The organism is Limnobacter sp., from assembly GCF_046297615.1.
Classification (GTDB): domain Bacteria; phylum Pseudomonadota; class Gammaproteobacteria; order Burkholderiales; family Burkholderiaceae_B; genus Limnobacter.
The window spans coordinates 85,329-110,127 of the sequence record NZ_JBKBHM010000006.1; the positions used below are offsets into that span (position 1 = coordinate 85,329).

The window sequence follows — 24,799 nt, forward strand, 5'->3', positions numbered from 1 at the left end:
CTAAGGAGTAACAAATGAATAAACATCTCGCAAAAACATTGATGATTGCCGCTGCGTCGCTGTCAACCGTGGGCGTGGTGCATGCCGCCGATCAGCAGAGGGACCCGAACCGGGAGCAATCCCAGACCATGGGGCAGTATGTGGATGACAGCGCCATCACGCTCAAAGTGAAGGCCAAGCACGCTGAAGACAAGGCAGTCAGCGCCATGCGTGTGAACGTGGAAACACGGGACGGCGTTGTCATTCTGTCGGGTGAGGGCAAAAGCGAAAATGAAATCAAACGCGCCGAAGTATTGGCCAAGCAGGTCGATGGTGTAAAGTCAGTCAGCAACATGATTGAGTTGAAACCCAGTTCATAATTGACTGCTTAACCCGCGCCCCTGCTGTCTGTGGACAGTGGGGGCGTGCCACAGGTGGAACCTTGAGTAACGATGACGCATTGGAACGGAACTTTCGGGTCTTGGTGGTAGAAGATTCCACCAACCTGCAGTTGCTGTTGGCTGCGATGCTCCATGAGATTCCGGGTGTGGATGTGGTGGCCCATGTGACCACCGAAGAAGAGGCTATTCAGTGGCTTGGCACTGCCAGTACCGACTTGGCGATTGTGGATCTGGAGCTTGCATCGGGCACTGGTTTTGGGGTGCTGAAAGCCCTGTCTGAACAAGAAGGCGATGGCTTGAATTTGAAAGCTGTCGTGTTTTCAAACTATTCCAATGCATCAATCAGGCGCCGGTGCTTACGCATGGGCGCCCAAGCGTTTTTCGACAAATCGTTTCAAATTGACGAGCTCTTGGATTTTGTTCAGGGTGAAGCGTCTGGAAAATCACGACGCTCCATGGTTTGACCAGCCCGCTTTCACAGGCCCTTGAGAATCAACGGCGGTTGTACTGGCGTGGGCCACTGCTGCGTGGGGCAGACGAGTCCAGGTGGCGGAAGGTGATACGGCCTTTGCCCAAATCATAGGGGGACATTTCCAGCGTAACGCGGTCGCCCTGCATCACACGGATGTGGTTTTTCTTCAACTTGCCGCCGTTGTAGGCGATCAGTTCATGGCCGTTGTCCAGCGTGACGCGAAAACGGGTGTCGGGCAGCACTTCGGTCACAACTCCCTGCATTTCGATCAGTTCTTCTTTGGCCATGTTTAATTCCTTGTGGTGGTGGTATTGAGGTTGCCGTGGGTGCGCACCCAGTGTTGGCCTTCCAGAATGGCGTGGTGAAGCGCAACTTCCGGTGTGGCGTGACAATCGCTGAAAGTCAACATGCGGCAGGAAGTGGTGCTGCCTTGGCCGCTGCGTATAGACACGCGGGCTTGGTGACTGCCTTGCCGATTCGGCACGCTGGCCGGTGTCAGGGTGTAATGCCCCATGGCGATGGGTTTGTTCAATTCAATGTTCATGTACTGATTAGTGGCCTTTTTAGGCGTTCTTGTTCTGGCGCTGCGCTGAATGCACGTGCGAAAAAACTGCACTTGCTTGCATCACGAGGGTGCAATGCGGGTGCTGGTTGAGGATTTGCCGATTGGATTCTGGTGTAAACCAAGGCCGTGAGAAGGCGGGGAAAACACGAAGACGGGGGTGTTCTTTGCCAGTGCAAAAGAACCAAGGCGGGGCAAAGCCAAAATGCCGCCATGGCATGCACTGTACATTTGTCCAGAGGTCTTGTCCATGCTTATTTCAGGTGACCCGCGACAACATGGGCTTGTCAGGCTGCCTGTTTATTCAGCACAATTGTGAAAAACCTTAAAACGAACGCCAAAGGACCGCCCATGACCCGAAACCCCCTTCCGATTGCCCTGCTGGCGGTATTGCCGTTGTCCGCCCAAGCCATTGACCGAGTTCAGGGGGCTGACAGTGGCTTGAGTTGCGCCGACATTGCCCAGCAGCAGGCCGACCTGAAGGCCACCATCAGTGCGGGCAGTACCGAGCGCACCATGGGTCAGGCTGCAGTGGGGGGGCGGCCAACGTGGGTGGCCAGGTGGCAGCGGCCCAAGCGGCAGGCAGCATTTTTGGGGCCTTTGGTGGTTTGGTGGCCAAGGCTGCTGGGGCTGTGGCCCAAACCACGGCAGAGACCAAAATGGGAGCCAGCGAAGAACAGCAGGCTTTGGCCAAGAAGGCCCAGAGCCGAAGCGACTTTCTTGCCCAATTGGCCAGTGCCAAGCAGTGCGGTGGGCAGGAAAAGGCCCTGACCTTGGAGGAGTACCAACAGGTGGCCATGGCCCCTTCGGTGGGGACCATTCAGGTGGTGCCGATGAGTCAGCAATCCATCCAGAAAGTGTTGGCTGAAAACATCGAACCCATCGCCGCTGATGGCCTGCTGAGCGGGCAAATCAAGCTGACAGGCAAAAAGGTGTACGTGCAGGAATACCGGGTGATGTTCGATGTCAGCGGTGAGGTGAAGGCCAACACCCGTGGGGGTTACCTGTTGGGTACCGATTATGGGTCAACCCGCGTCACCGTGACCTATAAAATTCCGAATGTGGATGTGGCGGCATTTCAGGCCATCACCGACCGCGCCTGGGAAGACTTCAAGCAACGCCTGGGCCGAAAGGGCTTGGATGTGGTGTACGGCCAGCCTGCTGACGGCGCTGTGTACGAAGCCACTGAGGAACCCAGCACGCCTGCCAAGCCGGTGTACACCACGGTCAACCTGGGGCATTCAAAGCGCACTTACCTGATGATGGCGCCCACGGGTATGAAGCTGGTGCCTCGGGGGTTCGCAGGCATCGGCGCGGGGAACATTGGCAAACGCATCGAGTGGAGCAAGACCAATCAGGAAGGACTGATGATTACCCAGACCATCAACCTGACCGAGCATGAAACCTCGGGCAGTGGCTCGTCGATCTGGAAGCGCCAGTCATCTGCCGATGTGAAGTCAGCCTTGATTGTGGGCAACAGCCCCATGGAATGGCCTGCGCGTACTGCGGTCAATTCGGAGTCGCTGCGCACGGAAAAGCCCATGGCCATTGACGGGCAGTTTGCCAATTTCCGGGATGTGGGCGGCTATGACAGCACCAAGGACGCCGGTGGGCGCGCACTTGGCCTGTTTCAGAACATGATGGGGCAGGGGGCCAACCAATACAAAACCATCAACAAGGAAGTGGACCTGGATGGGCCAGCCATGGCCCGCCTCAGTCTTCAAGGCATGGTCACCTACAACCAAGCCATTGTGGATGGCATCAAATAAAGGGTTGGTTTAGAAATACATCCGTTTGATCATGTGGGGCAGCACCTTGAAGGCTGACCACACAAATTCCAGCACGTTGCGTGGGGAACCCAAGCGGATGGCTGATTTCAAAACGTTGTAAGTCTGAAGGTCTTGCGGGTACCACCACAGGTTGCGTTTGGCGCCCAGCAAGTCCCAGTTCACGGCCTTCATGCGGCTCATTTCCAGCAGCCCTTCCGGGCCATGGGTGCGGCCAATGCCTGATTCATAAGGGCCACCCCAAGGCATGTCCGACATGCCGTGGGTGTACAGGTGGTCGTTGATGACCACCACACCGCCGTTCACGCGTTTGGCCAGGGCTTTGGCGCGGGCGGTGTTTTTGCTCCAGATGGAGGCGGTGAGGGCCATAGTGCTGTCGTTGGCCAGCTTCACCGCTTCGTCTTCGGTCTTGAACTTCATCACAGGCAACAAGGGGCCGAAGGTTTCTTCGGTCATGACGGCCATGCTGTGGTTGACATGGGTCAACACGGTGGCGGGGTAGAACTCGCCATGCAGATTGGGCGCCAGTTGGGCCTGTGCCGCAATTTTTGCACCTTGGGCCACGGCCTCGTCGACATGCCGCTCCACCAGTCGGCGCTGTTTGGCGGTGGTCATGGAGCCAATGTCCACGGTGCAGTCCGCGTCAGGCACACCTTGGCGCAGGCTGGCCGTGAGTTTGGACAGCTTTTGCACAAAGGCGTCATACACGGTTTCATGCACATAAACGCGTTCAACGGCAGCACAGCTTTGGCCACTGTTTTGCAGGCCTGCCCAGGCTGCACCGGCTGCGGCGCGGTCCAGGTCGGCGTCTTCCAGCACGATCATCGGGTCTTTACCACCCAGCTCAAGCGACAGGGGGGTGAGGGTTTTGGCGGCTTGGGCCATCAGGTCTTTGCCTGCGGGCACCGAACCGGTGAAGAAGATTTTGTCCACGCCATTGTTAAAGAAGGCGGTGGACACTTCGGCACCTGCGCCCACGATGTGGTGGAACAAGCCCTCGGGCAATTGACCGGCCTTCACAATGTCTTCAATCGCTTTGCCCACCAAGGGGGTGGCCGCGGCCACTTTCAGCAAAATGGCGTTGCCTGCCATCAAGCCCATGACGATTTCGCCGAAAGGAATGGACAGCGGGTAGTTCCAGGGGCTGATGATGGCGACCACGCCCAGTGGCTCGTGGGTGACGATGGAGCGCTTGCCCATCCAGATGATGCTGGAGGCTTCGCGGCGCTCGGTTTTCAGGACCTTGGCCGCGTTTTTGCCGTACCAGTTGCAGGCCAGCGTGCAGGGCAGTACTTCGGTGGTCAGCGCGTCCATGCGGGTTTTACCGCTGCTGCGGCTGACGGTCTCGGCCAGTTCGTCGGCGTGTTCAATGATGTACTCGCGCATCAGGCGGATGTGCCGTGCACGCTGTTTGAAGCTCATGGCACCCCATTGGGCCTGTGCTTTGCGAGCCGCCTCAAAAATGGCGGGCATGTGCTCAATGGGGGTGTTGTTCAAGGTGCCCAGCAATTCGCCGGTCGCTGGGTTGAGGCCTGCGGTTTGGGCGATGGCTTTGGAGTCGGACAAATTCATGGTGGCTTGTCTCCGGAATGCGTGAACTTTGAATGTGAAAATTCTAATTGTCAGTTTTGTCAGTAGTCTGGCGAAGCACGTAAACACTTGTCAACGAGCGGAGTGGAGGGCGGACTCGAAAAATTCCGGCTTTTTGTCCCAAGAACCCCTAGCGGTCACGGTTTTCGCTTGCCAGCGTTCGGCACTTTTGTGAACATGGGGCCACGGGGTTGAACCCCGGCATAACGACAAAACAAAGAGGGAGACATCGTTGGACCAAAGTATTGCATTGACTGTTGGGTTGCCCGTGGCATTGGCCATCATCATGCTGGGGCTGGGCTTGAGCCTGACGCCAGATGATTTCAAAAGGGTGCTCACTTACCCCAAGGCGGTCATCGTGGCCCTGTTCTGCCAGGTGGTGTTGCTGCCGGCCCTGTGTTTTGGCTTGTGCTATGTGTTTGCGCTGCCCCCGGAATTGGCGGTGGGTATGTTGCTGCTGGCGGCTTCACCGGGGGGCACCTCAGCCAACCTGTACAGCCATTTGGCCCACGGTGATGTGGCTTTGAACATCACCTTGACGGCCATTAATTCTGTACTGGCGATTGTGACTTTGCCTTTGATTGTGAACGGGGCTTTGCTGCATTTCTTCAATGATGGCCAAGTGTTGCCCTTGCAGTTCGACAAGATTTTGCAAGTGTTCGCGATTGTGCTGGTGCCGGTGATTGTCGGCATGATTCTGCGCCACAAGGCGCCGGGCTTTGCCCACCGCATGGACAAGCCGGTGCGGGCGTTCTCGCTGATTTTCCTGTTCGCAGTAGTGATTCTGGTGGCGGTGACCCAGTGGAAAGTGCTGTTGGGCAGCCTGGGCGCAATTGGTGGTGCGGTGTTGGTGTTTAACCTGCTGAGCCTGGGTGTGGGCTATGTGGTACCGCGCTTGGTGGGTATCAATGCCAAGCAGGCCACAGCCATCGGGATGGAGATTGGTATTCACAACAGCACCTTGTCCATGGCCATTGCGATGAGCCCGGTGTTGTTGAACAGCCCGCAGATGGCTTTGCCATCTGCGGTGTACGGCGGGCTGGCGTTCATCACCGCAGCCCTGTTCGGGATGCTGGTGAGCAAACAGGCCCAGCGCGCGGGCTGAAGGCGGTCAGGCCAGGGTGGGGTAGTCGGTGTAACCGGCTGCGCCACCACCGTAGAGCTTGTCCGCCTGCAGGGCGTTGAACTCCGCGCCTTCGCGCAGGCGGCGAACCAGGTCGGGGTTGCTGATGAAAAGCCGCCCAAAAGCAATTAGATCAGCTTGGCCGCTGGCCAATACGCTGGTGGCCAATTCCTTCTTGTAGCCGTTGTTTACCATCCAGGTGCCCTTGAAGGCCTTGTGCAGGGCTTCATAGTCAAATGCTTTGCCTTCCGGCGTGCGGGTGCCCCCGGTTTCGCCTTCAATCACGTGCAGGTAGGCCAGGCCAATCGGTGCGAGCTTCTCCACCACATGGCCATACAGCGCTTGTGGATTGCTGTCCAAGGGGGCGGTGAAGGTGGTCATGGGGCTTAGGCGGATACCGGTGCGGCCTGCACCAATTTCACCCACCACAGCATCGACCACTTCCAGCAGCAGGCGTGTGCGGTTCTCAATCGAACCGCCGTAGGGGCCGGTTCGGTCATTCACGCTGTCGCGAAGGAACTGCTCGATCAGGTAGGTGTTGGCGGCATGAATTTCAACACCGTCAAACCCGGCCGCAATGGCGTTGCGGGCGGCACGGCGGTAGTCGTTGATCAGCCCGGGAATTTCATCATCGCGCAGGGCGCGTGGGGCGGACACGGGCACAAAACCATCACGGGTGAAGGTGCTGGCCTTGGCGGTTTGATTGGTCGAGGAGACGGGTTGTTCACCGTCAGGCAGCAGTGAGGTGTGGGAAATTCGCCCCACATGCCACAACTGCAGCACGATTTTTCCGCCTTCGGCATGCACGGCTTGGGTCACCTGCTGCCAAGCCTGCACTTGGGCGTCAGACCAAATGCCTGGGGTGTCCAGATAACCTTGGGCTGTCGGGCTGATGGGGCTGGCTTCGGCCACGATCAGCCCCGCTGTGGCCCGTTGGCGGTAGTACTCCACCGTGAGTGGACCGGGAATGTTGCCGGGCAGCGCACGGTTGCGGGTCAAGGGGGCCATCACGATGCGGTTGGCCAGTTGCAGGTCACCAACCTGGATTGGATCAAACAAAGTCGTCATTGCAAAAACTTCCTCATGAAAATACCACTGTTCATGGTGTGACGATGTTGAACTGCCCGTCTGCTTTGTCGAGCAGTCCGAAGAACTGTCCTAGTTTAAGCGTACTGCCGGTGATTTTTGTCTGATCGGACAAAAGCAGGTCTTTTGCGCCCGCTTCACCCACCATCATGTTCAGGAAGAACGGTTTGGTCAGTGTCAGTGTGGCGTCTGCTTGGTCCTGAGGGCGGGCGGGGCGATGCAGCATCACGCTGTTGGCCACGCTCAGCAGGTGCGACTCGCCAGTGTCTGAAAACTTGAGCAGCACCTTCAGGCTCACGCCTTGAGCCTTGTCGCTGTTCAATGATGCAGCCATGGCTTCCAGAAACCTTTCGATAGGTGTGTGCTGCAACATGCCCAGCAGTTGGCTGCGCTTGAAGCGTTGCTTGGGGCCACCTTCACGCAGTTCTTTGGCACCCGTGAGGTATACGTTGCGCCACGGACCCGATTCGGCCATGAAGCCCAACTGGTCAAACCCTTGGGCCTGAAGATCGAGCGCTGACTTGTTGTTGGGGTTGGCGTAGATCACTTGCTTCAGCAGTTCAACCGACCACCGGTAGTCCCCTTGGTCGTGCGCTGCGCGGGCGGCTTTGACAACAGCCTCTTCCCCACCGGCCAAGGCCACGTAACGTTTGGCTGCCTCAACGGGCGGCAAGGGGTTGAGGTTGGCTGGGTTGGCGTCATACCAACCCATGTAGAACTGATACACCGCTTTGACGTTGTGGCGTACGGTGCCGTAAAAGCCTCGGGTGCTCATGTAGCCGTCCAACTCAGGGGGCAGTTGCACGATCTCCGAAATTTCCTCCGAGGTGAGCCCTTGGTTCAGGTGGCGCACGGTTTGGTCGTGAATGAATTTGTAGGTGTCACGTTGTTTGCCCATGAATTCGGCAATGCGCTCTTTGCCCCACACTGGCCAGTTGTGCTGGTGAAAACTCACTTCGGCATCGGCTGCGTAGTCCATTGCTTGGCTCATGTAATTGGCCCAGCGCAAGCCGTCACGCACTTTGGCACCGCGCAGGGTGTAAAGGTTGTGCAGGGTGTGGCCAAACAATTCAGCGCCACCGAAGGCTTTCATCTCGGGCAGGTAGAACACAAACTCGGAGGGGGCTTCACTGCCGGGCACGTTGTGGAAAACGAATTTCACCCCGTCAATGGTGTGTTCTTCTGAGGAGTCTTTGATGATCAGCGTTGGGGGCAGCAGGCTGACCTGGCCATAGGCCACTGCTTTGCCCAAGCCGTTATCCACGACGCCAGTGGTGCTTCGGGGCAATGAATTGCCGTACATGAAAATGGAACGGCGGGCCATGGCAGTGCCCACCAACACGTTTTCGCTGGTGGCTTCTTCCATGAAACCGATTGGGGCCACCACGGGCACCTTGCGGGCTTTGGCTTCTTCAGCAGTGACCACGCCCAAGGCGCCACCGAAATGGTCGACGTGGCTGTGCGTGAACACAATTGCGGACACGGGTTTTTCACCCAGATGTTGCTTGACGAAGGCCATGGCCGCTTTCGCAGTTTCAACGGAGGTCAGCGTGTCCACGATGATCCAGCCGGTTTTCCCTTCGATCAGGGTCATGTTGGACAGGTCGAATCCACGCACCTGATAGATGCCGTCTTTCACCTTGAACAAGCCCACCTGATTGTTCAGTACGGCTTGTTTCCAAAGACTGGGGTTCACGGTGGTGGGTGCCTGCCCCTGCACGAAATCGAAAGCCGAGAAGTCCCAGATGACCTCCCCTTGGCTGTTGACGATTTTTCCCTCGGGTTTGGCGATCAAGCCACGCTGGGCATCGTTGGCCGATTGGTCGTCCTTCAAGTGGGGGCTGAGCGCCACTTGGGCATTGAATGCCTGGGTGCTCGTACTGGCTTCGCTGTTGAAGGCAATGGGTGCGTCGGGTTTTGAACAGGCTGTTACACTGGCCAGCGCAGCACCGCTCAGCAAGGCTGTGAGGCGCAAAGGTGCGAACGTGAAGGGCATGGATGATGTCTCCGTGTTGTCTTTGTTGTGTGGATGAGCCTAGCACAGGCCTTAAAGGTTTTCGATGAAGAAGTTGACACAGTGGTACGAACGGTTCGTACTGCCCCACCTCATAGAATCGGCTTGCGGCATGAAGGCCATCACACGCCAAAGGGCCAAGGTGGTGCCGCGTGCAAAGGGGCGGGTGCTGGAAGTGGGCATAGGCACCGGGTTGAACATGGCACATTACGCCGCCGATCAGGTGACTGAATTGATCGGCCTTGACCCGGCCCTGCAAATGCACCCCAAAGCCCAGCGCCGCATTCAGCAGGCGGGGTTGAAGGTCACTTTGTTGGGCTTGCCCGCCGAGCGGATTCCGCTGGAGGACGCGAGCATCGACACCGTGGTCATGACCTACACCTTGTGCACCATCCCCGACCCGGCCACCGCATTGAAGGAGATTCGCCGCGTGTTAAAGCCTGACGGGCGTTTGCTGTTTTGTGAACACGGTGCTGCGCCCGATGAAACCATTCGACGCTGGCAGGGGCGTATTCAGCCCATGTGGAAACCCTTGGCGGGTGGCTGTCACCTGAACCGTGACATTCCTGCGTTGTTGCAGGCGGCGGGCTTCACATTCGAGGACATTGAGTCCATGTATGTGCCGGGGCCCAAATTCTTCACTTACAACCACTGGGGCGCAGCCTACCGGGGAGATTGAGAGGGGCGTACCCATGGGCCATGCGGTGTGTCCACCCGTTCAACGGGGTGGTTGTAGAGCGCGGACAGGTTGATGTTGGTCAACACGTCTGTGGCTTGACCAAAGGCCATGACCCGGCCTTGATTCAGCATGAGCACTTGGGCATTCAAACGCAAGGCCTGTTGAGGGTCGTGGGTGGTGAAGAGCACACCACGGCCGGTGTGGGTGGCCCACTGCTCCAGCAGGTGCAGCACCTGTTCCGTGTTGGCGAGGTCAAGGTTTGCCGTGGGCTCGTCCAGTGTCATGAGGGGGGCGTCTTGGCACACCGCCTGTGCAATGCGCACCAGCTGTTGTTGACCACCGGAAAGTTCGCTGTACAGGCGTTGCGCCAGCGTTGCGATTCCGAGTTCAGCCAGCGCTTGTTTTGCCTGAGCATAATCCGCCTCTTGCGGGCCGTTCAAGCTGCCCCAAAAACCAGACCAACGGGCTGAGCGGCCCAGCACCACCCAGTCCAGTACACGGAATCCCAATTGTTCGGCCACGTGTTGCGCCACATGTGACACTTTCGAGGCCCGTTGGGCAGGTGTGAGTGCGGACACAGGCTTGCCCTGCAACAGGGACTGGCCAGCCAGTGGTTTCAGCAAGCCCAGGCAGGTGCTGAGCAGCGTTGATTTACCGCAGCCGTTGGGGCCCAACACACATACGATGTCGCCGGCGTGCACGGCCATAGACACCTGCTCAAGCACTGCGCAGGGGCCGTGGCCTACCGTCAACTGGTCGAGCGTCAGCAGTGCGGTGTCGGTGTCGGTGTTGGGCATCATCAGCTTGGCCTTTGGCTGCGCATCAGAAGCAGCAGAAACACGGGGCCCCCCACCATCGCAGTCACCACGCCCAGCGGGATTTCATGCGACCCCCAACTGCGGCAAACCGTGTCCACCATCGCGAGGAAAACAGCACCCATGGCCATGGACACGGGCAGCATGCGCGGAAAAGCAGGCCCGGTCAGCAGACGTGCAGCGTGGGGAATGATTAGACCGACCCAGGCCACAACACCCACTTGGGCCACGGCGATGGCTGTCATCAAGGTGCTGCACGCCACCACCAAGGCTTGAACACGGCGCGCTGATACGCCCACCGTGATGGCCTGGTTCATGCCCAGTGCCAAGGCGTTCAAAGGCCAGCGCAGTGCGAACAGCACCGCGGTACAGCCCGCGATCCAGGGCAGTGCGTTCAGGGTGTGGTCAAGCCGTGATTGGGCCAGGCTACCCATCAGCCAGAACGACATGGCGGGCAGTTGTTCGTAGGGGTCTGCCAAGGCCTTCAGCAGGGCGGTGAATGCACCCGTGAGGGCTGCCAAGGCCAGCCCGGTCAACACCAGGTTCAGCAGCCGGTCACCGCGTTGTTGAAACTGGCTCAGCAGGAAGACGAGGGCCACTGTTCCCAAGCCCAAGGCAAAGGCCATGGCTTGTACACCCAATGAACTCAGCCCCAGAAAAATGCCCAGAATGGCGCCCAGTGCTGCACCGCTGGAAACCCCCAGTATGTCGGGCGACACCAAGGGGTTGCGAAACAGCAACTGGTAAGCCGCGCCTGATGCGGCCAAAGAGGCACCCATCAACCACGCGGTCAGAAGACGTGGCAGCCGGATTTCCCACACCACTTGTTGGGCCACACCGCCAGTCTGCCCGGTCAGTGCCTGCCAAACATCGTGAGCCCCCAGCGGGTAGGCCCCAGCGCCCAAGGCCCAAAAACCCGAGCCAACCCAGAGCAGGGCCAACAATGGCCACAGCCAGGGCCGTGAATTGCTGGAAAAGGAGGGGTTGGTGGACACAGTGAGTAAACCGGATGCAGTAATTGGCCTAGCGCAGTATAGCCTGCAAGCACCCGCGGGCAGTGCGTAAGGGTTAGTTGCTCAGCAGATGACCGATCAACTTGCGCAAGGTGTGTCCCAAGGCTTCAGGTTGCAGGCCAGGGTCGCGAATGGCGCGAATCATCAAGCCATCAAACAGCGCAATCAAGAGGGTGGTGCGTATGGCCAGTTGTTCGTCACTCAGCCCGGGTGGCGCAATGGTGGCGAGCAGGATTTGTAGTTCCTGCCGGATGGTGCTGTCGGTGCATTGAACCACCTTGGCCACCGTTTCGTTGCGGGAGGCCTCGGCCATGATTTCAGTGTCCAGGCTGCTGTTGTCGATGCGGCGCTGTACCCCCTCGTCCACTCGCCCCATGAGGCCTGCGAACAGGTCGGGTTCTGCCTTCAACGATGCGATGCGTTCCAGGGTCTGCTCCATGTCACGTTCCACCAACGCGCGAATGATGGCTTCTTTGCTGTCGAAGTAGTTGTAGATGTGCCCACAACTCATGCCGAACGACTTGGCGATTTCAGCCATGCTGGCACCATGAAAGCCGCTTTTGCGAAAGCATTCGCTGGCTGCGTCCAGAATTTGCTGGCGCCGCAGTTCTGTTTTTGGCGAGGTGACTGCATTCATGGGCGAGTCTCCTGTGCATTGGTCTTGGGCTCATGGTGTGAGCCTGAGAACCAGCGGCTTACAATCACGAAGAACAAAGGCACAAAGAAAATACCCAAGGCTGTGGCGGCGATGGTGCCGCCCAATACCCCCGTGCCAATGGCATTCTGGCTGCCGGAACCGGCACCGTGGGAAATGGCCAGGGGCACCACACCCAGACCAAAGGCCAGCGAGGTCATCAGAATGGGCCGCAGGCGCATGCGTGCAGCGTCCAGTGTGGCCTGTATCAACCCTACCCCTTGGTCCACCTGTTCCTTGGCGAACTCCACAATCAGAATGGCATTCTTGGCTGACAAGCCCACGGTGGTGAGCAGGGCGACCTGAAAGTACACGTCGTTGGCCAAGCCACGCAGGCCAGTTGCAAACAGAGCACCCACCACACCCAGGGGCACGATCAGCATCACCGCGATGGGAATGGTCCAGCTTTCGTACAGCGCAGCCAGACACAGAAACACCACCAGCAAGGAAATGGCATACAGCAGCGGCGCTTGCGAGCCTGATTGTTTTTCCTCATAGGACAGGCCAGTCCATTCAATGCCGACGCCTTGCGGCAACTGCTCGGCGATGGTTTCAATGGCAGCCATGGCATCGCCAGTGCTCATGCCGGGTGCGGCCTGACCCAGAATTTCCAGGGCGGGCAGACCGTTGTAGCGTTCAAGACGGGGCGAGCCAATGTTCCAACTGGCCTTGGCGAAGTTGGACAGGGGCACCATGTTGCCCTCGCGGTTGCGCACCGTCCATCGGCCAATGTCGTCGGGCTGCATGCGGAATGGCGCATCGGCTTGAACAAACACTTTTTTGACGCGGCCCCGGTCGATGAAGTCATTCACATAGGTGCCGCCCCAAGCGGTGGTTAGGGCATCGTTCACATCGGCCATGTTCACACCCAGAGCACCGGCCTTGGGAATGTCAATGTCGAGCTTGAACTGGGGGGTGTCCGCTTGCGCATTGGGGCGAACGGCGGTGAGCACCGGGTCTTTCGAGGCAGCCTGCAGCAAGGTATTTCGGGCCTGCAGCATGGTGTCGCGGCCTACACCTGAACGGTCTTGAATGAAAAAGTTGAAGCCCGTGGCATTGCCCAGTTCGCGGATGGGCGGTGGTGCGAAGGCCAGGGCCTGAGCCTCAGGCCAGCCAGAGAAGGTTTTCATGGCCCGTGCCACCACGGCTTTGGCTTCGTTCTCTTTGCCGGGGCGCTCGCTCCAGTCGCGCAGGCGCACAAACCCCAAGCCCATGTTTTGGCCAGTGCCGGAAAAGTTGAAACCTGCAATGGTGAACAAGGAGCGCACAGCGCCTTTTTCCTCAGTCAGGAAATGGTTTTCCATTTTTTTGAGCACTTCCAGCGTCTGCTCCTGAGTGGCACCAGCGGGCAATTGCACTTGCGTGAAGAACACGCCCTGGTCTTCATCGGGCAGGAACGAGGTGGGCAGGCGGAAAAACATCCAGACCATCACCGCGACAAGGCCAGCATAAATCAACAGGTATCGGCCTGACTTGTTGAGCATGCGGCCGACTGTGCCCTGGTACCTTGCAATGCCTGCATCGAACCAGCGGTTAAAGCCGCCGAAGAAGCCTTTAGTGGCGTGGGTGTGGCCCTTGTTCACCGGCTTGAGCAAGGAGGCGCACAGCGCGGGTGTCAGCACCAAAGCCACCAGCACCGACAGGGACATGGCGGCCACAATGGTGACCGAAAACTGGCGGTAGATGACCCCGGCAGAACCGGGGAAAAAAGCCATGGGCACGAACACGGCCGACAGCACCAGGCCAATACCCACCAGCGCGCCGGTGATCTGGTCCATCGATTTGCGCGTGGCCTCTAATGGGCTCAGGCCCTCTTCGCTCATGATGCGTTCAACGTTTTCAACCACCACAATGGCGTCATCCACCAGCAAGCCGATGGCCAACACGGTTGCAAACATGGTCAGTGTGTTGATTGAATAACCGAACGCGGCCAACACAGCGAAGGTGCCCAGCAACACCACCGGCACTGCGATAGTGGGAATGAGGGTGGCCCGGAAGTTTTGCAGGAACAGGTACATCACCAAAAACACCAGCACAATGGCTTCGATCAGTGTTTTCACCACGCCTTCAATGGACAGTTTCACGAAGGGGGTGGTGTCGTAGGACACTTGCCAGCTCATGTGCTCGGGCAACAAGGGCGTCAGGCGCTGCATTTCTTTTTGCACGGCCTCGGCTGTGTCCAGCGCATTGGCGCCGGATGCCAGCCGAATACCGATACCGGAGGCGAACTGCCCGTTGTAGCGGGGCGTGAAGCTGTAGTTTTCACTGCCCATGGCCACTCGGGCCACGTCGCCCAGTTTCACCACGCCCCCGTTGGTGGTGGACTTGAGTACGATCTGCTCAAACTCTTTGGCGGACTGCAAACGGCTTTGCGCCGTGATGGTGGCGTTCAGTGTTTGGCCGGGCACGGCAGGCACAGCACCCAGTTCGCCCGCTGACACCTGCGCATTTTGCGCACGGATGGCGTTTTTCACCTCGGCCACGGTCAGCTTGAACTGGTCCATTTTGTAAGGGTCCAGCCAAATGCGCATGGCGTATGAACCCCCGAACACCTGTGTTTCACCCACACCGCTGACACGGCTGATGGCGTCTTGAATGTTGGTGGTGATGAAGTCGGCAATGTCCACGGAGCTAATGTCGGGCCGGCTGGAGATCAGTGAGATGACCAGCAGGTAACCCGTGGCACTTTTGGTGACTTGTACGCCCTGGCGTTGCACATCCTCGGGCAATACCGGAATGGCCAGCGCCAGTTTGTTCTGCACCTGCACTTGCGCAATGTCGGGGTTGGTGCCTGGCTCAAAGGTCAGTTCAATGCGCAAACGGCCGGTGGAGTCGCTGGTGGACTTCATGTAGCGCAAGCCGTCAAGGCCCGTCATGCGCTGCTCAATCACCTGCGTGACTGAATCCTGCAGGGTTTGGGCCGATGCACCGGGGTAGGTGGCTGCAATGGTGACTGCCGGTGGGGCGATGGCCGGGAATTGGGCGATGGGCAGTTTCAGAATACCCAGCACCCCAGCCAGCATGATGACGATGGAAATGACCCAGGCGAAGATGGGCCGATCAATGAAAAACCGCGACATGACCGTTACTCCTTGATCACTTCAGCAGGTTGGCCTGGCTTGACCTTCTGTAACCCTTCAACAATCAATACTTCGCCTTCTTTCAGGCCTTCACTGATCACCCACTGGTCGCCCACAGCTTGCGCTGTTTTCACGGGCCTGCGTTCCACCGTGTTGTTTGCGCCCAGCAGATACACCACGGCGGCACCCGTGTTGTCACGGGCGAGGGCCTTTTGTGGCACCAGAATGGCACTTTCACGCACACCAGTGGCCAGCTGCGCACGCACATACATACCGGGCAGCAGCGCGCGTTTTGGGTTGGGCACAATGGCCCTGAGGGTGACTGTGCCTGTGGTTGGGTCCACGGTGGCTTCCGAGAACTGCAGGCTGCCTTCTTGCGGGTGTTCTGTGCCGTCTTCCAGCATCAGTTTGACAGCGACTTTGCCTTGCCCGGTCGATTTCAGCTGCCCGCTGGCCACTTGCTGACGCAGTTTGAGCAATTCCGCTGTGGATTGGGTGAGGTCAACGTACAGAGGGTCCAGTTGCACGATGCGAGCGAGCGCCTGAGCCTGATTGGCCTGTACCAAGGCCCCGGCGGTCACCGATGAGCGGCTGATTCGGCCGCTGATTGGGGCATACACACGGGTGTAATTCAGCTGAATTTGGGCGTTTTGCAAGGCCGCTTTGGTGGCGGCCACATCGGCACGCGCTTGCAGCAGAGCGGCTTTGGCATCGTCACGTTCCTGCTGGCTGACCGCGTTGCCTTCAGCCAGAGCCTCGAACCGTTTGCTGCGGGCTTCGGCGGTTACCAGGTTGGCGTTCGCTTTGTCCAGCGCCGCTTGGGCACTGCTCAGCGCAGCTTGGTAAGTGGCTGGGTCAATTTGATACAGGGTGGTTCCCGCCTTGATGTCCATGCCCTCGGTGAACAACCGCGATTTGAGAATGCCGCTGACCTGTGGGCGAACCTCAGCCTCTTGAAAAGCCAGTGTGCGGCCGGGCAACTCGGTGCTGATGGTGGCATTCTGGGGCTGAATCGTTTGCACCCGAACCTTGGGGGCAGGGGGTGGGGCAGCCCCCGGAGCGTCGCCTTTTGGGCTGCAGGCGGTGATCAACAGGGCGAGGGTGGCCACAGCCGACAGGCTGCGCAAGGGCGCTTGGGTGTGCTTCATGGTGCCTGCTGAAAAACTGAATGAACGTTCATTCTCTCATTCAGGCACAGGTTTGTGTACCCGTGTTAATACCAATTCAGCCAGAAAGTTGCCGCACATCCCCGATCGGTTTGGTTCCAAAACGGTCGCAGCCCAGGTGGGCCAGCAGCGCGCGTGCGCATTCAGCCGGGCTTGTTAGTGCGTGGTCGTTGTGCAGGCCGACAAACCGCTGGCGGTTTGGAAAGTTTCGCTCGTCGGTGTTGCGCAATTCAGCCTGCATGTCGGTGTCGATGACACCGGGGGCCATGCTGCAGATTCGAACCCCCGGGTGGGCTTCCAGATGGATGGCCCGGGCATGCATGTCCAGCGCGGCTTTGGTGGTGCAGTACACGCTCCACCCGCTGTAAGGGGTGCGTGCTGCGCCGCTTGAGATGTGCATGATGCGAACGGGTTGAGTGTCACAGGCCCAATGAAGCATGGCAGTGCTCAGCAGCATTGGCGCGGTGACATTCAGCGCAATGGCCGGTGGCAGGTCGGCTGGCCGGGTGGTCAACGCTTGCCGAACCGGTTGAACGGTGCCCGCATTGTTGATCAGCCAAAGTTCTCGGCCCGGCTCAATGACCGAGTTCAGGTGGCCTGCTTCCAGCCACTGGGCAAGCCCGTCCGCGTCGGCGAGGTTCACTTCAAATTGCGTCAAACCCTCGCGTTCAGGAATGCAACGGCGCCCAAGGCCCACCACGGGGTGTCCCAATTCAAGGGCGCGTTCCATTAAGGCAAAGCCCAGGCCCCTGTTGTGGCCTGTGATGAATACCAAGGCTGGTTTCATGGGCGATTCCTGGGTGATTTAGCGGTGAGTTTCAGCCACCAGATGGATCCGGCCAACACGAAGGTGACCAAATTGGCCGCCACCACCGGCCATTGCTCAGCCAACACACCGTACACCAACCATAAAAACACGCCGAGGCAAAAACTGGTGTACATGCCCAGGGAAATGCTGGTGGTGTCCCTGGTGCGCCAGCAATACACCACCTGCGGAATGAAGGCCAAGGTGGTCAAGCAGGCAGCCACATAGCCCAAGGCCTGAATGCCCCAGTCATTCATGGTTTGGCGGTGTTTTTGCCATCCAGTCGGTTGGCTGTGTCCTCGTAGGCCGCCAATCGTGGGCCGCCCAAGGAAATGGCTTTGTTGACCGCAGCCCTGGCTTCTTGGGGGCGACCGAGCTGCATCAGGGTTTCAGCCAGGTTGTTCCAGCCATCGGCCAGCGATGGATAGATGGACACGGCTTTGGAGAACTGGGCCTCAGCGTCTTGGTAGGCCTTCTTCTGATACAGCACATTGCCTGCGCCGAAGTAGAAATAGGGTTCCTGTGGCCAGCGTTCAGCCCCAAGTTGGTACACAGCCAAGCTTTGCTCATGCTGACCGCGCTCCAAACCGACCGCGGCGTTCAAGTAACTTTGAGCAGAAATGAATTCAGGCACAGGCTCGCCTGCTTTGCTCACGACCATGCCCCAATAGCGGCTTCGGCCCCACAGTTTGAGGAAGGTGGCCATGGGCAAGGCTTGCCTTTGCTCGGTGCCCGAGCGCATCAGCACCTCATCGCGGGCTGGGTCATACCCAACCACCACGGCGTAATGCCACTGTGGTGCGATGTTCAGGCTCATGTTCAACAACACGACCACGGGGTAGCGGGCGTTCAGCGCGTCCAGCAGGGCAGCGGGTTTGGGGTCGATTTCAAGGCCCAGGAAGTTTTGGCGGCGCGGGGCGCTCAGCATTTCCAGTTGCAGGCTGCCTTTCCGGTCGGGCACCACCAGCATCGGGGCCAATTGGTCCGGGTTGGTTTTCCCGCCACGGTAGTTGATGGCCATGGCCAGAGCAGAGGGCCCGCAGTAATGCTCGGTTTGGGCAAAAAACGGGACATCCTTCAGCTCAACCGGTTTCTGGCTGGCCGTGATTTGTGCAACCTCTGCGGGAACTTGCGCGGTTATGGCGCACCCAGTGGACAACGCGGCTACCCCGGTCAGTGCCAGGGTCAGCACAGCCCAGCGCGCAAGGTGCGCAGGCTGTTTCATCGGTGCTTTAACGATCATCGAATGGAACGGGTGAACGGGAACACCTTGGTGAAACCGAGGATGTCCGTGACCAACAGGATAATGAACACGGTAAAGAGTGTACCAATAATGCCGGCCCCTGCCGGTGCGTTCTCAATGTGAGAGGCCAGTCGTGCTGCTTCATCGTCGGTCATCGCATCCACGCGGGCTTTGGCGTCTTCAGGGCTGACACCGAATTTCTCCAAGGCGCTGACCACGTTGTCCCGGTCGAAGAACTGTTTGAGCTCGCCGCGGTCCTGATGCTGAACCATGGCCTGTTCGGTGCTGACCATCGCAGCCATGACCGGTTGTGCGGCGCTGATGGCACCGAAGGAAATCAAAGTGGCCACAGCCACGGCTTTGAACTTGCGGGTTACCTGAGTATTCATAAAGTTCCTCGAATTTAACTGTGAATTGATGTGACAGCCGTCAACCGAACGGCTTGGATTGCGTTTTTGTTGACATCACAACCACGGAGACCTGTGATGCGTACTTTGGTAATGAAATGGATGGGTGCAGTTCTGGCCTTCGGAGCAGTGCTTTCGGTCAGCCCCGCACAAGCCGGAGACATTGGCATATCCATCGGTATCAATGGTGAAGTAGCACCCGGCGTGTATGGCCGAGTCAACATTGGCAATCAACGTCCCTTGTTGGTGTACGGCGAACCCCTGTTGATCCAGCGCAGCTCCAGAATATACGATCCTTGGTACTTGCATGTACCCCCAGGGCATTTGCGGCACTGGGATCGTCATTGCTCACGTTACGGGGCCTGTGCGCGCCCGGTCTATTTTGTGAAGTCCCACGACTACTACAACGACTGGGATGACCGCTACATTGAGCGCCGTTACATTTACACGCCTCAGCGTGTGTACCGGGGAGGCGGTGGTTATGACCACTTCTATGACCGGGGAGAGCGCCACGCCTACCGCGATGGTTACAGGGACGGGCGCAGGGAAGAGCGCCGCGACGACCGCTGGGACGACCGTCGGGGTGATCGATACGATCGCCATGACCGCCACGACCACGGTGATCGTGGACGTGGTCGAGGTCGAGACGACTGATCAGGCCAGGCCTTGAGCCAGTTTGCTGGGGTCCAGGGGCAGCGCACCGAGCAAGCCACCGTCGCCCCCAGCGTTTGAGGCAATTGAGGTGACCTGTCCCAGAACATCGCCGAGGATCGGAATCTGGGACAAGGCCTCGCCCCCTGAAAGCAGTCCGCCCAACAGGTTTCCACCCAACAGGCCCCCACCCACCGATGTGTTGGCGTCACCCGAGGTACCCACCACATCGGCCAGCAGTTGAGTCACATCCGCCAAAGGCGTATTGCCTCCGAAGCCTGATAAAGCGTCAGCCACAGTTTCAAGCCCACCCACCAAACCACCACTCAGGGGGCCGAGGTTCAGGCTGTCGGTGCCATTCAACACGGTGTTCAGCACATCGCCCAGCGGGGCCAGCGGTGTGGAGGCCAAGGCGTTGTCCAAGCCGTTGCCCAAGCCCGACAAAATACCCGACAGGCCACCCGAGTTGTCCCCTTGCAGAATCTGGCTCAACACATCGGTCAATTCACCAATCACCGGAATACCATCCGTGGCGTTGGCCAATTGATTGGTGATGTCCAGCAATGAGTTGGTCACCCCGCCGACCAAGGGTGGAATAAGGCTGGGGTTACCGCCATTACCGGCCAACACATCCGTGATTGTGTCCACCAGTGTGCCCACCACCGGGATGGACTCGGTGAGGTTGTCCAGGTTAGTGCTGAGGTTTTCCACGGTGCCAATCACGCCGCCCACTGTGTCAGCAGGCGTGGGGATGGGGTTGGCGTTGGGATTCCCACCGCTACTGCCGTCCGTGTTGTCGTCGAGGCTTGATGCAACAAATGCACCAGCAGCCACCGCACCCAAGCCGGGAACAAACAGACTGCCGCCCGCCATCAGGCCTGCGCCAAACAAACCGGAAACCACGCCTGACTCTTCGCCTTGCACCACTGCGGCCACATTCTCGCCGGGGCCGTCTTGGGTCATGGTCAATGTTCCAGTGCCCTCATCACTCAGGCGCTCAATGCTGACCTGGCCGCCTTTGCCCGCATTGGGGTCAAAATTCACTTTGGCTTCAGCACCATTCTGAATGTCCAGGGTTGAGCTGACCTGATTGGCTGCGCCCGGAATGACCACCGATGCGCTGGACCCTGTTGAGGCTTTCAGCACATCGCCGTGACGGATTTCCATGCCCTCCTTTAGGGCCACTGGAGCCTGTCCGGCGCGAACCAGACTGACTTCCCCCTGAATGGTATTCACTTGTCCAACTGTAGCGTCGATTTGTTCCAAACTCATGTTTTTCTCCGTAAAATACCCAAAATGGTGTAATCATTTGTAAGTAAAGTGCTGACACTGTATCCGAAAGAATGCCGATCAACAAGCCAAGTTCATTCCCTCTTTGGGGGGGATGGGAGGGGGGGTGAGGTATGAAATTGGGGAGAAGGCTCCCCATTTGGGGGGTATTCGACCTATCGATTCACCCTCGAACAGCCGACAATTCACTGGTCAACGAACACCTTTCCAGCCGGAGAAATCAATGCGCTTTTCTCGCAGACTCAAAGCCCGACACCGAGGGGCCACTATGGTCGAATTGGCCATTACCTTGCCGGTGATGCTGATGGTGGTATTCGGCCTGATTGAATACGCCGTCATGTTGGGTGCCCTCATTGTGATGAACAACACGGCCAATGAATCAGCGCGCCAAACCACGGTTTACCGCAGTGGCTACACCCTGGCTCAGTACCAGTCCTTTGCCCTGAATGCATTGAACAACAACTTGCCCACGTACGTGGGCGCCTTCCGCCAGAACGTGCAGCGCACCGTGACCTCGCAGACCTGCGGCGATTCCACCTGTCTGACCCTCACTCTGACCTATCCGAATTACAAGACCAACCCGCTGGTCATGAACTACAAGTTGCTGCCTTTGCCCGCCTCTTTGACGGTTCAGTCAGTGACGCGGGTTGAGCCCAACAATGGCTGATCGGCTGTTCACAGCCGTCAATGCTCTGGCACGCCAGCAACAACGCGGCGTGTATTCATTGCTCATGGTCGGTGTGATAGTGATGTCGCTGTCGGCCCTGGGTGTACTTGCAGTTGGGCATTCGGCCTGGCAAAAGAATCAGCTGCAGGGCTTGTCCGACCTTGTGGCCATGACGGCTGCCCGACAGATGTCGGACGGGCCTGGGTTCAGCGCTGCCCGCGACATCGCCACAAAAAACGGGGTGTTGGGCACCGACACGCTCACCATCCGATGCATCATCAACAACGTGGTCAGCAATGACTGCAACAATGCAATCACCGCGCGGGTCAGTGTCACCCGCACTTTGCCATCCATTCTTCCGGGGTTTTCTGGCCGCACCGTGACCGTGGTGTCCGAAGCCACTACAGCGCCCACCGTCATTGGAACGGTGTCCTCAACGTTGGCCACGGTCAGTACCCAGCAATCCGCTTTGCTCAATGGCTTGTTGACCGCGCTGGGTGGCGGCAATGTGAATTTGAGTGTCGCGCAATGGGGGGCTCTGCTGGGCAGCAACATCACCCTGGACCTGCTGGCCCTGCAAACTCGCTTGGGTGCCGCCACTTTGAATGACTTGTTGAACCTGAATGTGTCTGCCTTGCGTCTGCTGCAGGAGGCGGTGACTTTGGGCGACGGCGATGCAGCGCAAAACAGCCAGTTGCAAGGCATACTTGGCTCGCTGACCGGGCCATTGAACAACCGATTGGTGCGTGTGGGTGATTTGTTGGCGCTGGACTTGTCTGGCCGCACCAACACCGCACTGGACCTCGGCCTGGGCCCTTTGGCGCAGGCCACTTTGCTGACAGCCACCAAAGGCGTGGGCTACACCTTGCCGATCACCTCGGGTTTGTTGAATCTGGACGTCGGCGTTCGAATTCTCGAGCCGCCTCAGGTGTTTGTTGGCCGAAAGCTGCCGTACAAAGACCCCTTGGTTCAGGCCAAAACCGCGCAGGTGGGTTTGACCTTGAGGATACGCCAACCGTTGAACATCAACATTGCCCTTGTGGCCATCAGTGCCTTGGACATGAGCGTGCAACTGCGCGTTGCTGGTGGCTTGGCGGAAGTGAATGATTTGCGCTGCCATTACCCACGCACCAGCAACACCGTCAGCATGACTGTGGTGCCCTCGGTGGCGGACGTGTGCATTGCTCAAAGTTCGGCCAACCTGAACACCACCGTTGGTGCGCTCACCTGCGGTGCCCCGGCCAATATTCTGTCGGTGACCTTGTTGGGTTTGGTCAATACCGGCGTAACTTTGGGTGCCTCTGCCACGCTCAGGCCCAACCCGACTGAGGTTGATTTCACAGGTCAGCCGCCGTACGCACGCACTGTGAACCTGAGCCTGGGCGGTACTTTGCAGAATTTGCTGAGCAACACCCAACTGAATTTGGGCATACAGGTGCCTGTGGTGGGTGGCCTGCTCAATGGCTTGCTCAGCAGCTTGTTGACTGCGCTGACGCCTGTGTTAAGCCCGATTCTCGGCACGGTGGGTTCCATTCTTGATGGGTTGTTACCCGTGTTGGGCGTGAACCTGAATCAGGTTCAGGTCAATGTGAATTCAGTGGACTGTCAAAGCGTTGTGTTGACGCGTTGAAACACATCAACCCGTCGTGCCGTCTAACGGCTGTGTTTGAGAACCAGATACGTGCCCGACAGCACCACAAGTCCACCGACTGGGGTTTCCCAGCCAATGGATTCCCCAAGCAGCAGCACACTCCACAGAATTCCAAAAATCGGGGTGAGAAAGGTCACGGTGAGGGCTGATGTGGGCCCAATCTCATCGGCCAGTTTGAAATAAATCAGATACGCCACGCCACTGCAAAGCACACCTACGCCCAAGGTGGCCCACATGGCAGCAGCACTGGGCAATTGTTCCGGTGCGGTGAACGGGGCCAGCAAACTCAACTGCACCGTGGCATACACCAGGCAGCCCAAGGCATTGCTTCGGTGGTCAAGGTGTTTGCCCATGCCCAAAGTCATGTTGGTGGCCACACCATAACAGGCTGCTGCTGCAAGCGCTGCCAGCATGCCCAGCGCGGCCTGGCTGTGCACCAGTTCGTTCAGGTTCCCCAAGTTGCGGCTGACAATCAGGCTGACGCCCGCCATGCCCAGCAACAGACCGACAACAGCCAGTGGCTGGGGGGCTTTGCGGTGTAGTAGCGCCTGAATAATGGCTGACCAGATGGGCGCAGTGGCATTCAGAATCACCAGTACCGAGGCATTCACACTTTTTGATGCCCAAGCAAACAACATGAAAGGCAGGGTGGCCGCGAAGGCTGCGATCCAGACCAACACCCGCCAATGTTGAAGCACATGCGTGGGTTGCTGCGTGGCTTTGTACAGCAGCCCCAGAAAAAGCGCACCGGTCAGCACCCTGGCCCACGCCAGAAAAGGGGCCTGCATTTCAGGGGCTGCAATTTTGAAGAAAATAAACGAGCAGCCCCAGATCATGGACAGGGCCAGCAGGTTCAACCAGTGGCGGGGTTTCATGGGGCCTTACGGGTGCTGCATTGTTCCAGCGCATTGGCTTTGTTTCCGGCACTGGCCGCGCATTGTGTCAGCTCCGCACGGTTCTCCAGGCTGCTGCAGAATGGCAGGGCTTGCAGCGGGCTGCTCGCTTTGTCCCATTCACAGGCGTAGTAGCTCACCATCACGGGCACCGGTTTGTTTTGAACCGGGTTACAGGCTGGTTTGAGGGTGGTGCCAATCCAGTTGTCCAAGGCCTGTTGTTTGCGGTCCAAGGCCTCTTTGTCGGTGTTGAAGTCTGCGCTGTCGCGGTTGAAGACATCAATGCGGATGTTGTAGCGGGCTATGTCGGTGGCCGATGGTTTTGTTTTGTTCATCGCCATGCGGTCAGCTTCCAGATTGCCCCGGGCGGTGCGCAAAGCGCGCTCGCGCTCTTTGAGCACATCGGCTTCCTTGTTCAAGGCGTCAAACTGTTCGGATGCACTCAGTTCCTGCTGAAGGCAGGCTTTGAGTTCCTGTTCGGTCACCTGGGGTGGGTTGTTGACCACCAAGCGCGCTGACGGGACAAGTTCCACGTTACCCGAGGTTGCCTTCTTTTGGGCAGGGGCCTGCGCCAAGGCTGTAAAGGTCAGGAACAGGCCCAGGGCGGTGACGAGGCCTTTGTTAACGGTGTGCGGCATGGACAGGGGTGTTGTTGTCATCATTGCCCCATTCTAAACAACAAAGCCCCAAGGGCTATGCCCCCGGGGCTTCTTCCTGTGCTGCGCAATCAG

At 58.4% G+C, this 24,799-nt stretch carries 25 protein-coding genes; 8 read left to right on the forward strand and 17 right to left on the reverse strand.

What is annotated here, in order from left to right; translation table 11 throughout:
* Window positions 1-14: 14 nt before the first annotated feature.
* Window positions 15-359, forward strand: a complete 345-nt coding sequence (locus tag ACK4FF_RS12490; RefSeq protein WP_409709736.1) for a BON domain-containing protein — start codon at window positions 15-17, stop codon at window positions 357-359.
* 62 nt (window positions 360-421) lie between these two features.
* The gene (locus ACK4FF_RS12495) at window positions 422-844 is read left to right on the forward strand and encodes a response regulator (protein WP_409709739.1); all 423 of its coding nucleotides are present in this window, start codon (window positions 422-424) and stop codon (window positions 842-844) included.
* Window positions 845-872: 28 nt separating this feature from the next.
* On the opposite strand, the gene infA is transcribed toward ACK4FF_RS12495, so the two are convergent.
* Both infA and ACK4FF_RS12505 read right to left on the reverse strand, forming a co-directional pair.
* Window positions 873-1,139 (reverse strand): translation initiation factor IF-1, encoded by a 267-nt coding sequence (infA, locus tag ACK4FF_RS12500; protein WP_409709742.1) that lies wholly within the window; start codon window positions 1,137-1,139, stop codon window positions 873-875.
* A 2-nt stretch (window positions 1,140-1,141) separates the two neighbouring features.
* Window positions 1,142-1,396: a hypothetical protein gene (locus ACK4FF_RS12505; RefSeq protein WP_409709745.1), complete on the reverse strand. Its 255-nt coding sequence runs from the start codon at window positions 1,394-1,396 to the stop codon at window positions 1,142-1,144.
* Window positions 1,397-1,962: 566 nt separating this feature from the next.
* Here ACK4FF_RS12505 and ACK4FF_RS12510 point away from each other — a divergent pair.
* Window positions 1,963-3,183: a hypothetical protein gene (locus ACK4FF_RS12510; protein ID WP_409709748.1), complete on the forward strand. Its 1,221-nt coding sequence runs from the start codon at window positions 1,963-1,965 to the stop codon at window positions 3,181-3,183.
* A gap of 9 nt (window positions 3,184-3,192) precedes the next feature.
* Here the strand turns inward: ACK4FF_RS12510 and ACK4FF_RS12515 are convergent, their stop codons facing one another.
* A complete protein-coding gene (locus ACK4FF_RS12515; protein ID WP_409709751.1) occupies window positions 3,193-4,773 on the reverse strand; it encodes an aldehyde dehydrogenase family protein in 1,581 nt (526 codons plus the stop codon).
* 250 nt (window positions 4,774-5,023) lie between these two features.
* Here ACK4FF_RS12515 and ACK4FF_RS12520 point away from each other — a divergent pair, with 250 nt between their 5' ends.
* A complete protein-coding gene (locus ACK4FF_RS12520; protein WP_409709754.1) occupies window positions 5,024-5,896 on the forward strand; it encodes a bile acid:sodium symporter family protein in 873 nt (290 codons plus the stop codon).
* Between the two features lie 6 nt (window positions 5,897-5,902).
* On the opposite strand, the gene ACK4FF_RS12525 is transcribed toward ACK4FF_RS12520, so the two are convergent.
* Together ACK4FF_RS12525 and ACK4FF_RS12530 are read right to left on the reverse strand one after the other, a co-directional pair.
* Window positions 5,903-6,982, reverse strand: coding sequence for an alkene reductase (locus ACK4FF_RS12525; protein ID WP_409709757.1), 1,080 nt, complete (start codon window positions 6,980-6,982; stop codon window positions 5,903-5,905).
* A 31-nt stretch (window positions 6,983-7,013) separates the two neighbouring features.
* Window positions 7,014-8,996, reverse strand: coding sequence for an alkyl/aryl-sulfatase (locus ACK4FF_RS12530; protein ID WP_409709760.1), 1,983 nt, complete (start codon window positions 8,994-8,996; stop codon window positions 7,014-7,016).
* 64 nt (window positions 8,997-9,060) lie between these two features.
* Here ACK4FF_RS12530 and ACK4FF_RS12535 point away from each other — a divergent pair, with 64 nt between their 5' ends.
* A complete protein-coding gene (locus ACK4FF_RS12535; RefSeq protein WP_409709762.1) occupies window positions 9,061-9,693 on the forward strand; it encodes a class I SAM-dependent methyltransferase in 633 nt (210 codons plus the stop codon).
* Here the strand turns inward: ACK4FF_RS12535 and ACK4FF_RS12540 are convergent.
* The 9 genes from ACK4FF_RS12540 to ACK4FF_RS12580 all read right to left on the reverse strand — a co-directional run bounded on the left by ACK4FF_RS12540 (window position 9,678) and on the right by ACK4FF_RS12580 (window position 18,898).
* Window positions 9,678-10,493, reverse strand: a complete 816-nt coding sequence (locus ACK4FF_RS12540) for an ABC transporter ATP-binding protein (protein ID WP_409709765.1) — start codon at window positions 10,491-10,493, stop codon at window positions 9,678-9,680. The genes ACK4FF_RS12535 and ACK4FF_RS12540 overlap by 16 nt on opposite strands.
* Complete coding sequence (locus tag ACK4FF_RS12545) at window positions 10,493-11,503, reverse strand: FecCD family ABC transporter permease (protein ID WP_409709768.1); 1,011 nt, start codon at window positions 11,501-11,503, stop codon at window positions 10,493-10,495. The genes ACK4FF_RS12540 and ACK4FF_RS12545 overlap by 1 nt, the downstream gene beginning before the upstream one ends.
* Before the next feature lie 73 nt (window positions 11,504-11,576).
* Window positions 11,577-12,158 carry a TetR/AcrR family transcriptional regulator gene (locus ACK4FF_RS12550; protein WP_409709771.1) on the reverse strand — a complete coding sequence of 194 codons (582 nt, stop codon included), beginning with the start codon at window positions 12,156-12,158 and terminating at the stop codon, window positions 11,577-11,579.
* The gene (locus ACK4FF_RS12555) at window positions 12,155-15,295 is read right to left on the reverse strand and encodes an efflux RND transporter permease subunit (protein ID WP_409709774.1); all 3,141 of its coding nucleotides are present in this window, start codon (window positions 15,293-15,295) and stop codon (window positions 12,155-12,157) included. The genes ACK4FF_RS12550 and ACK4FF_RS12555 overlap by 4 nt, the downstream gene beginning before the upstream one ends.
* Before the next feature lie 5 nt (window positions 15,296-15,300).
* Window positions 15,301-16,443, reverse strand: a complete 1,143-nt coding sequence (locus ACK4FF_RS12560; RefSeq protein ID WP_409709777.1) for an efflux RND transporter periplasmic adaptor subunit — start codon at window positions 16,441-16,443, stop codon at window positions 15,301-15,303.
* Between the two features lie 76 nt (window positions 16,444-16,519).
* A complete protein-coding gene (locus ACK4FF_RS12565; RefSeq protein ID WP_409709780.1) occupies window positions 16,520-17,248 on the reverse strand; it encodes an SDR family NAD(P)-dependent oxidoreductase in 729 nt (242 codons plus the stop codon).
* On the reverse strand, window positions 17,245-17,523 hold the full coding sequence (locus ACK4FF_RS12570; protein ID WP_409709783.1) for a SemiSWEET transporter: 279 nt from the start codon (window positions 17,521-17,523) through the stop codon (window positions 17,245-17,247). The genes ACK4FF_RS12565 and ACK4FF_RS12570 overlap by 4 nt, the downstream gene beginning before the upstream one ends.
* Complete coding sequence (locus tag ACK4FF_RS12575; RefSeq protein ID WP_409709786.1) at window positions 17,520-18,491, reverse strand: PA2778 family cysteine peptidase; 972 nt, start codon at window positions 18,489-18,491, stop codon at window positions 17,520-17,522. Before ACK4FF_RS12575 ends, ACK4FF_RS12570 begins: the two co-directional genes overlap by 4 nt.
* Before the next feature lie 14 nt (window positions 18,492-18,505).
* A complete protein-coding gene (locus tag ACK4FF_RS12580) occupies window positions 18,506-18,898 on the reverse strand; it encodes a PA2779 family protein (RefSeq protein ID WP_409709789.1) in 393 nt (130 codons plus the stop codon).
* Between the two features lie 96 nt (window positions 18,899-18,994).
* Between ACK4FF_RS12580 and ACK4FF_RS12585 the strand changes: the two genes are divergently transcribed.
* The gene (locus ACK4FF_RS12585) at window positions 18,995-19,570 is read left to right on the forward strand and encodes a hypothetical protein (RefSeq protein WP_409709792.1); all 576 of its coding nucleotides are present in this window, start codon (window positions 18,995-18,997) and stop codon (window positions 19,568-19,570) included.
* On the opposite strand, the gene ACK4FF_RS12590 is transcribed toward ACK4FF_RS12585, so the two are convergent.
* Window positions 19,571-20,839: a hypothetical protein gene (locus tag ACK4FF_RS12590; RefSeq protein ID WP_409709795.1), complete on the reverse strand. Its 1,269-nt coding sequence runs from the start codon at window positions 20,837-20,839 to the stop codon at window positions 19,571-19,573.
* A 241-nt stretch (window positions 20,840-21,080) separates the two neighbouring features.
* Here ACK4FF_RS12590 and ACK4FF_RS12595 point away from each other — a divergent pair, with 241 nt between their 5' ends.
* Together ACK4FF_RS12595 and ACK4FF_RS12600 are read left to right on the forward strand one after the other, a co-directional pair.
* Complete coding sequence (locus tag ACK4FF_RS12595) at window positions 21,081-21,524, forward strand: TadE/TadG family type IV pilus assembly protein (RefSeq protein WP_409709798.1); 444 nt, start codon at window positions 21,081-21,083, stop codon at window positions 21,522-21,524.
* A complete protein-coding gene (locus ACK4FF_RS12600) occupies window positions 21,517-23,154 on the forward strand; it encodes a hypothetical protein (protein WP_409709801.1) in 1,638 nt (545 codons plus the stop codon). Before ACK4FF_RS12595 ends, ACK4FF_RS12600 begins: the two co-directional genes overlap by 8 nt.
* A gap of 23 nt (window positions 23,155-23,177) precedes the next feature.
* Here the strand turns inward: ACK4FF_RS12600 and ACK4FF_RS12605 are convergent, their stop codons facing one another.
* Both ACK4FF_RS12605 and ACK4FF_RS12610 read right to left on the reverse strand, forming a co-directional pair.
* A complete protein-coding gene (locus tag ACK4FF_RS12605; protein WP_409709804.1) occupies window positions 23,178-24,050 on the reverse strand; it encodes a DMT family transporter in 873 nt (290 codons plus the stop codon).
* The gene (locus ACK4FF_RS12610) at window positions 24,047-24,730 is read right to left on the reverse strand and encodes a hypothetical protein (protein ID WP_409709806.1); all 684 of its coding nucleotides are present in this window, start codon (window positions 24,728-24,730) and stop codon (window positions 24,047-24,049) included. Before ACK4FF_RS12610 ends, ACK4FF_RS12605 begins: the two co-directional genes overlap by 4 nt.
* Window positions 24,731-24,799 lie beyond the last annotated feature (69 nt).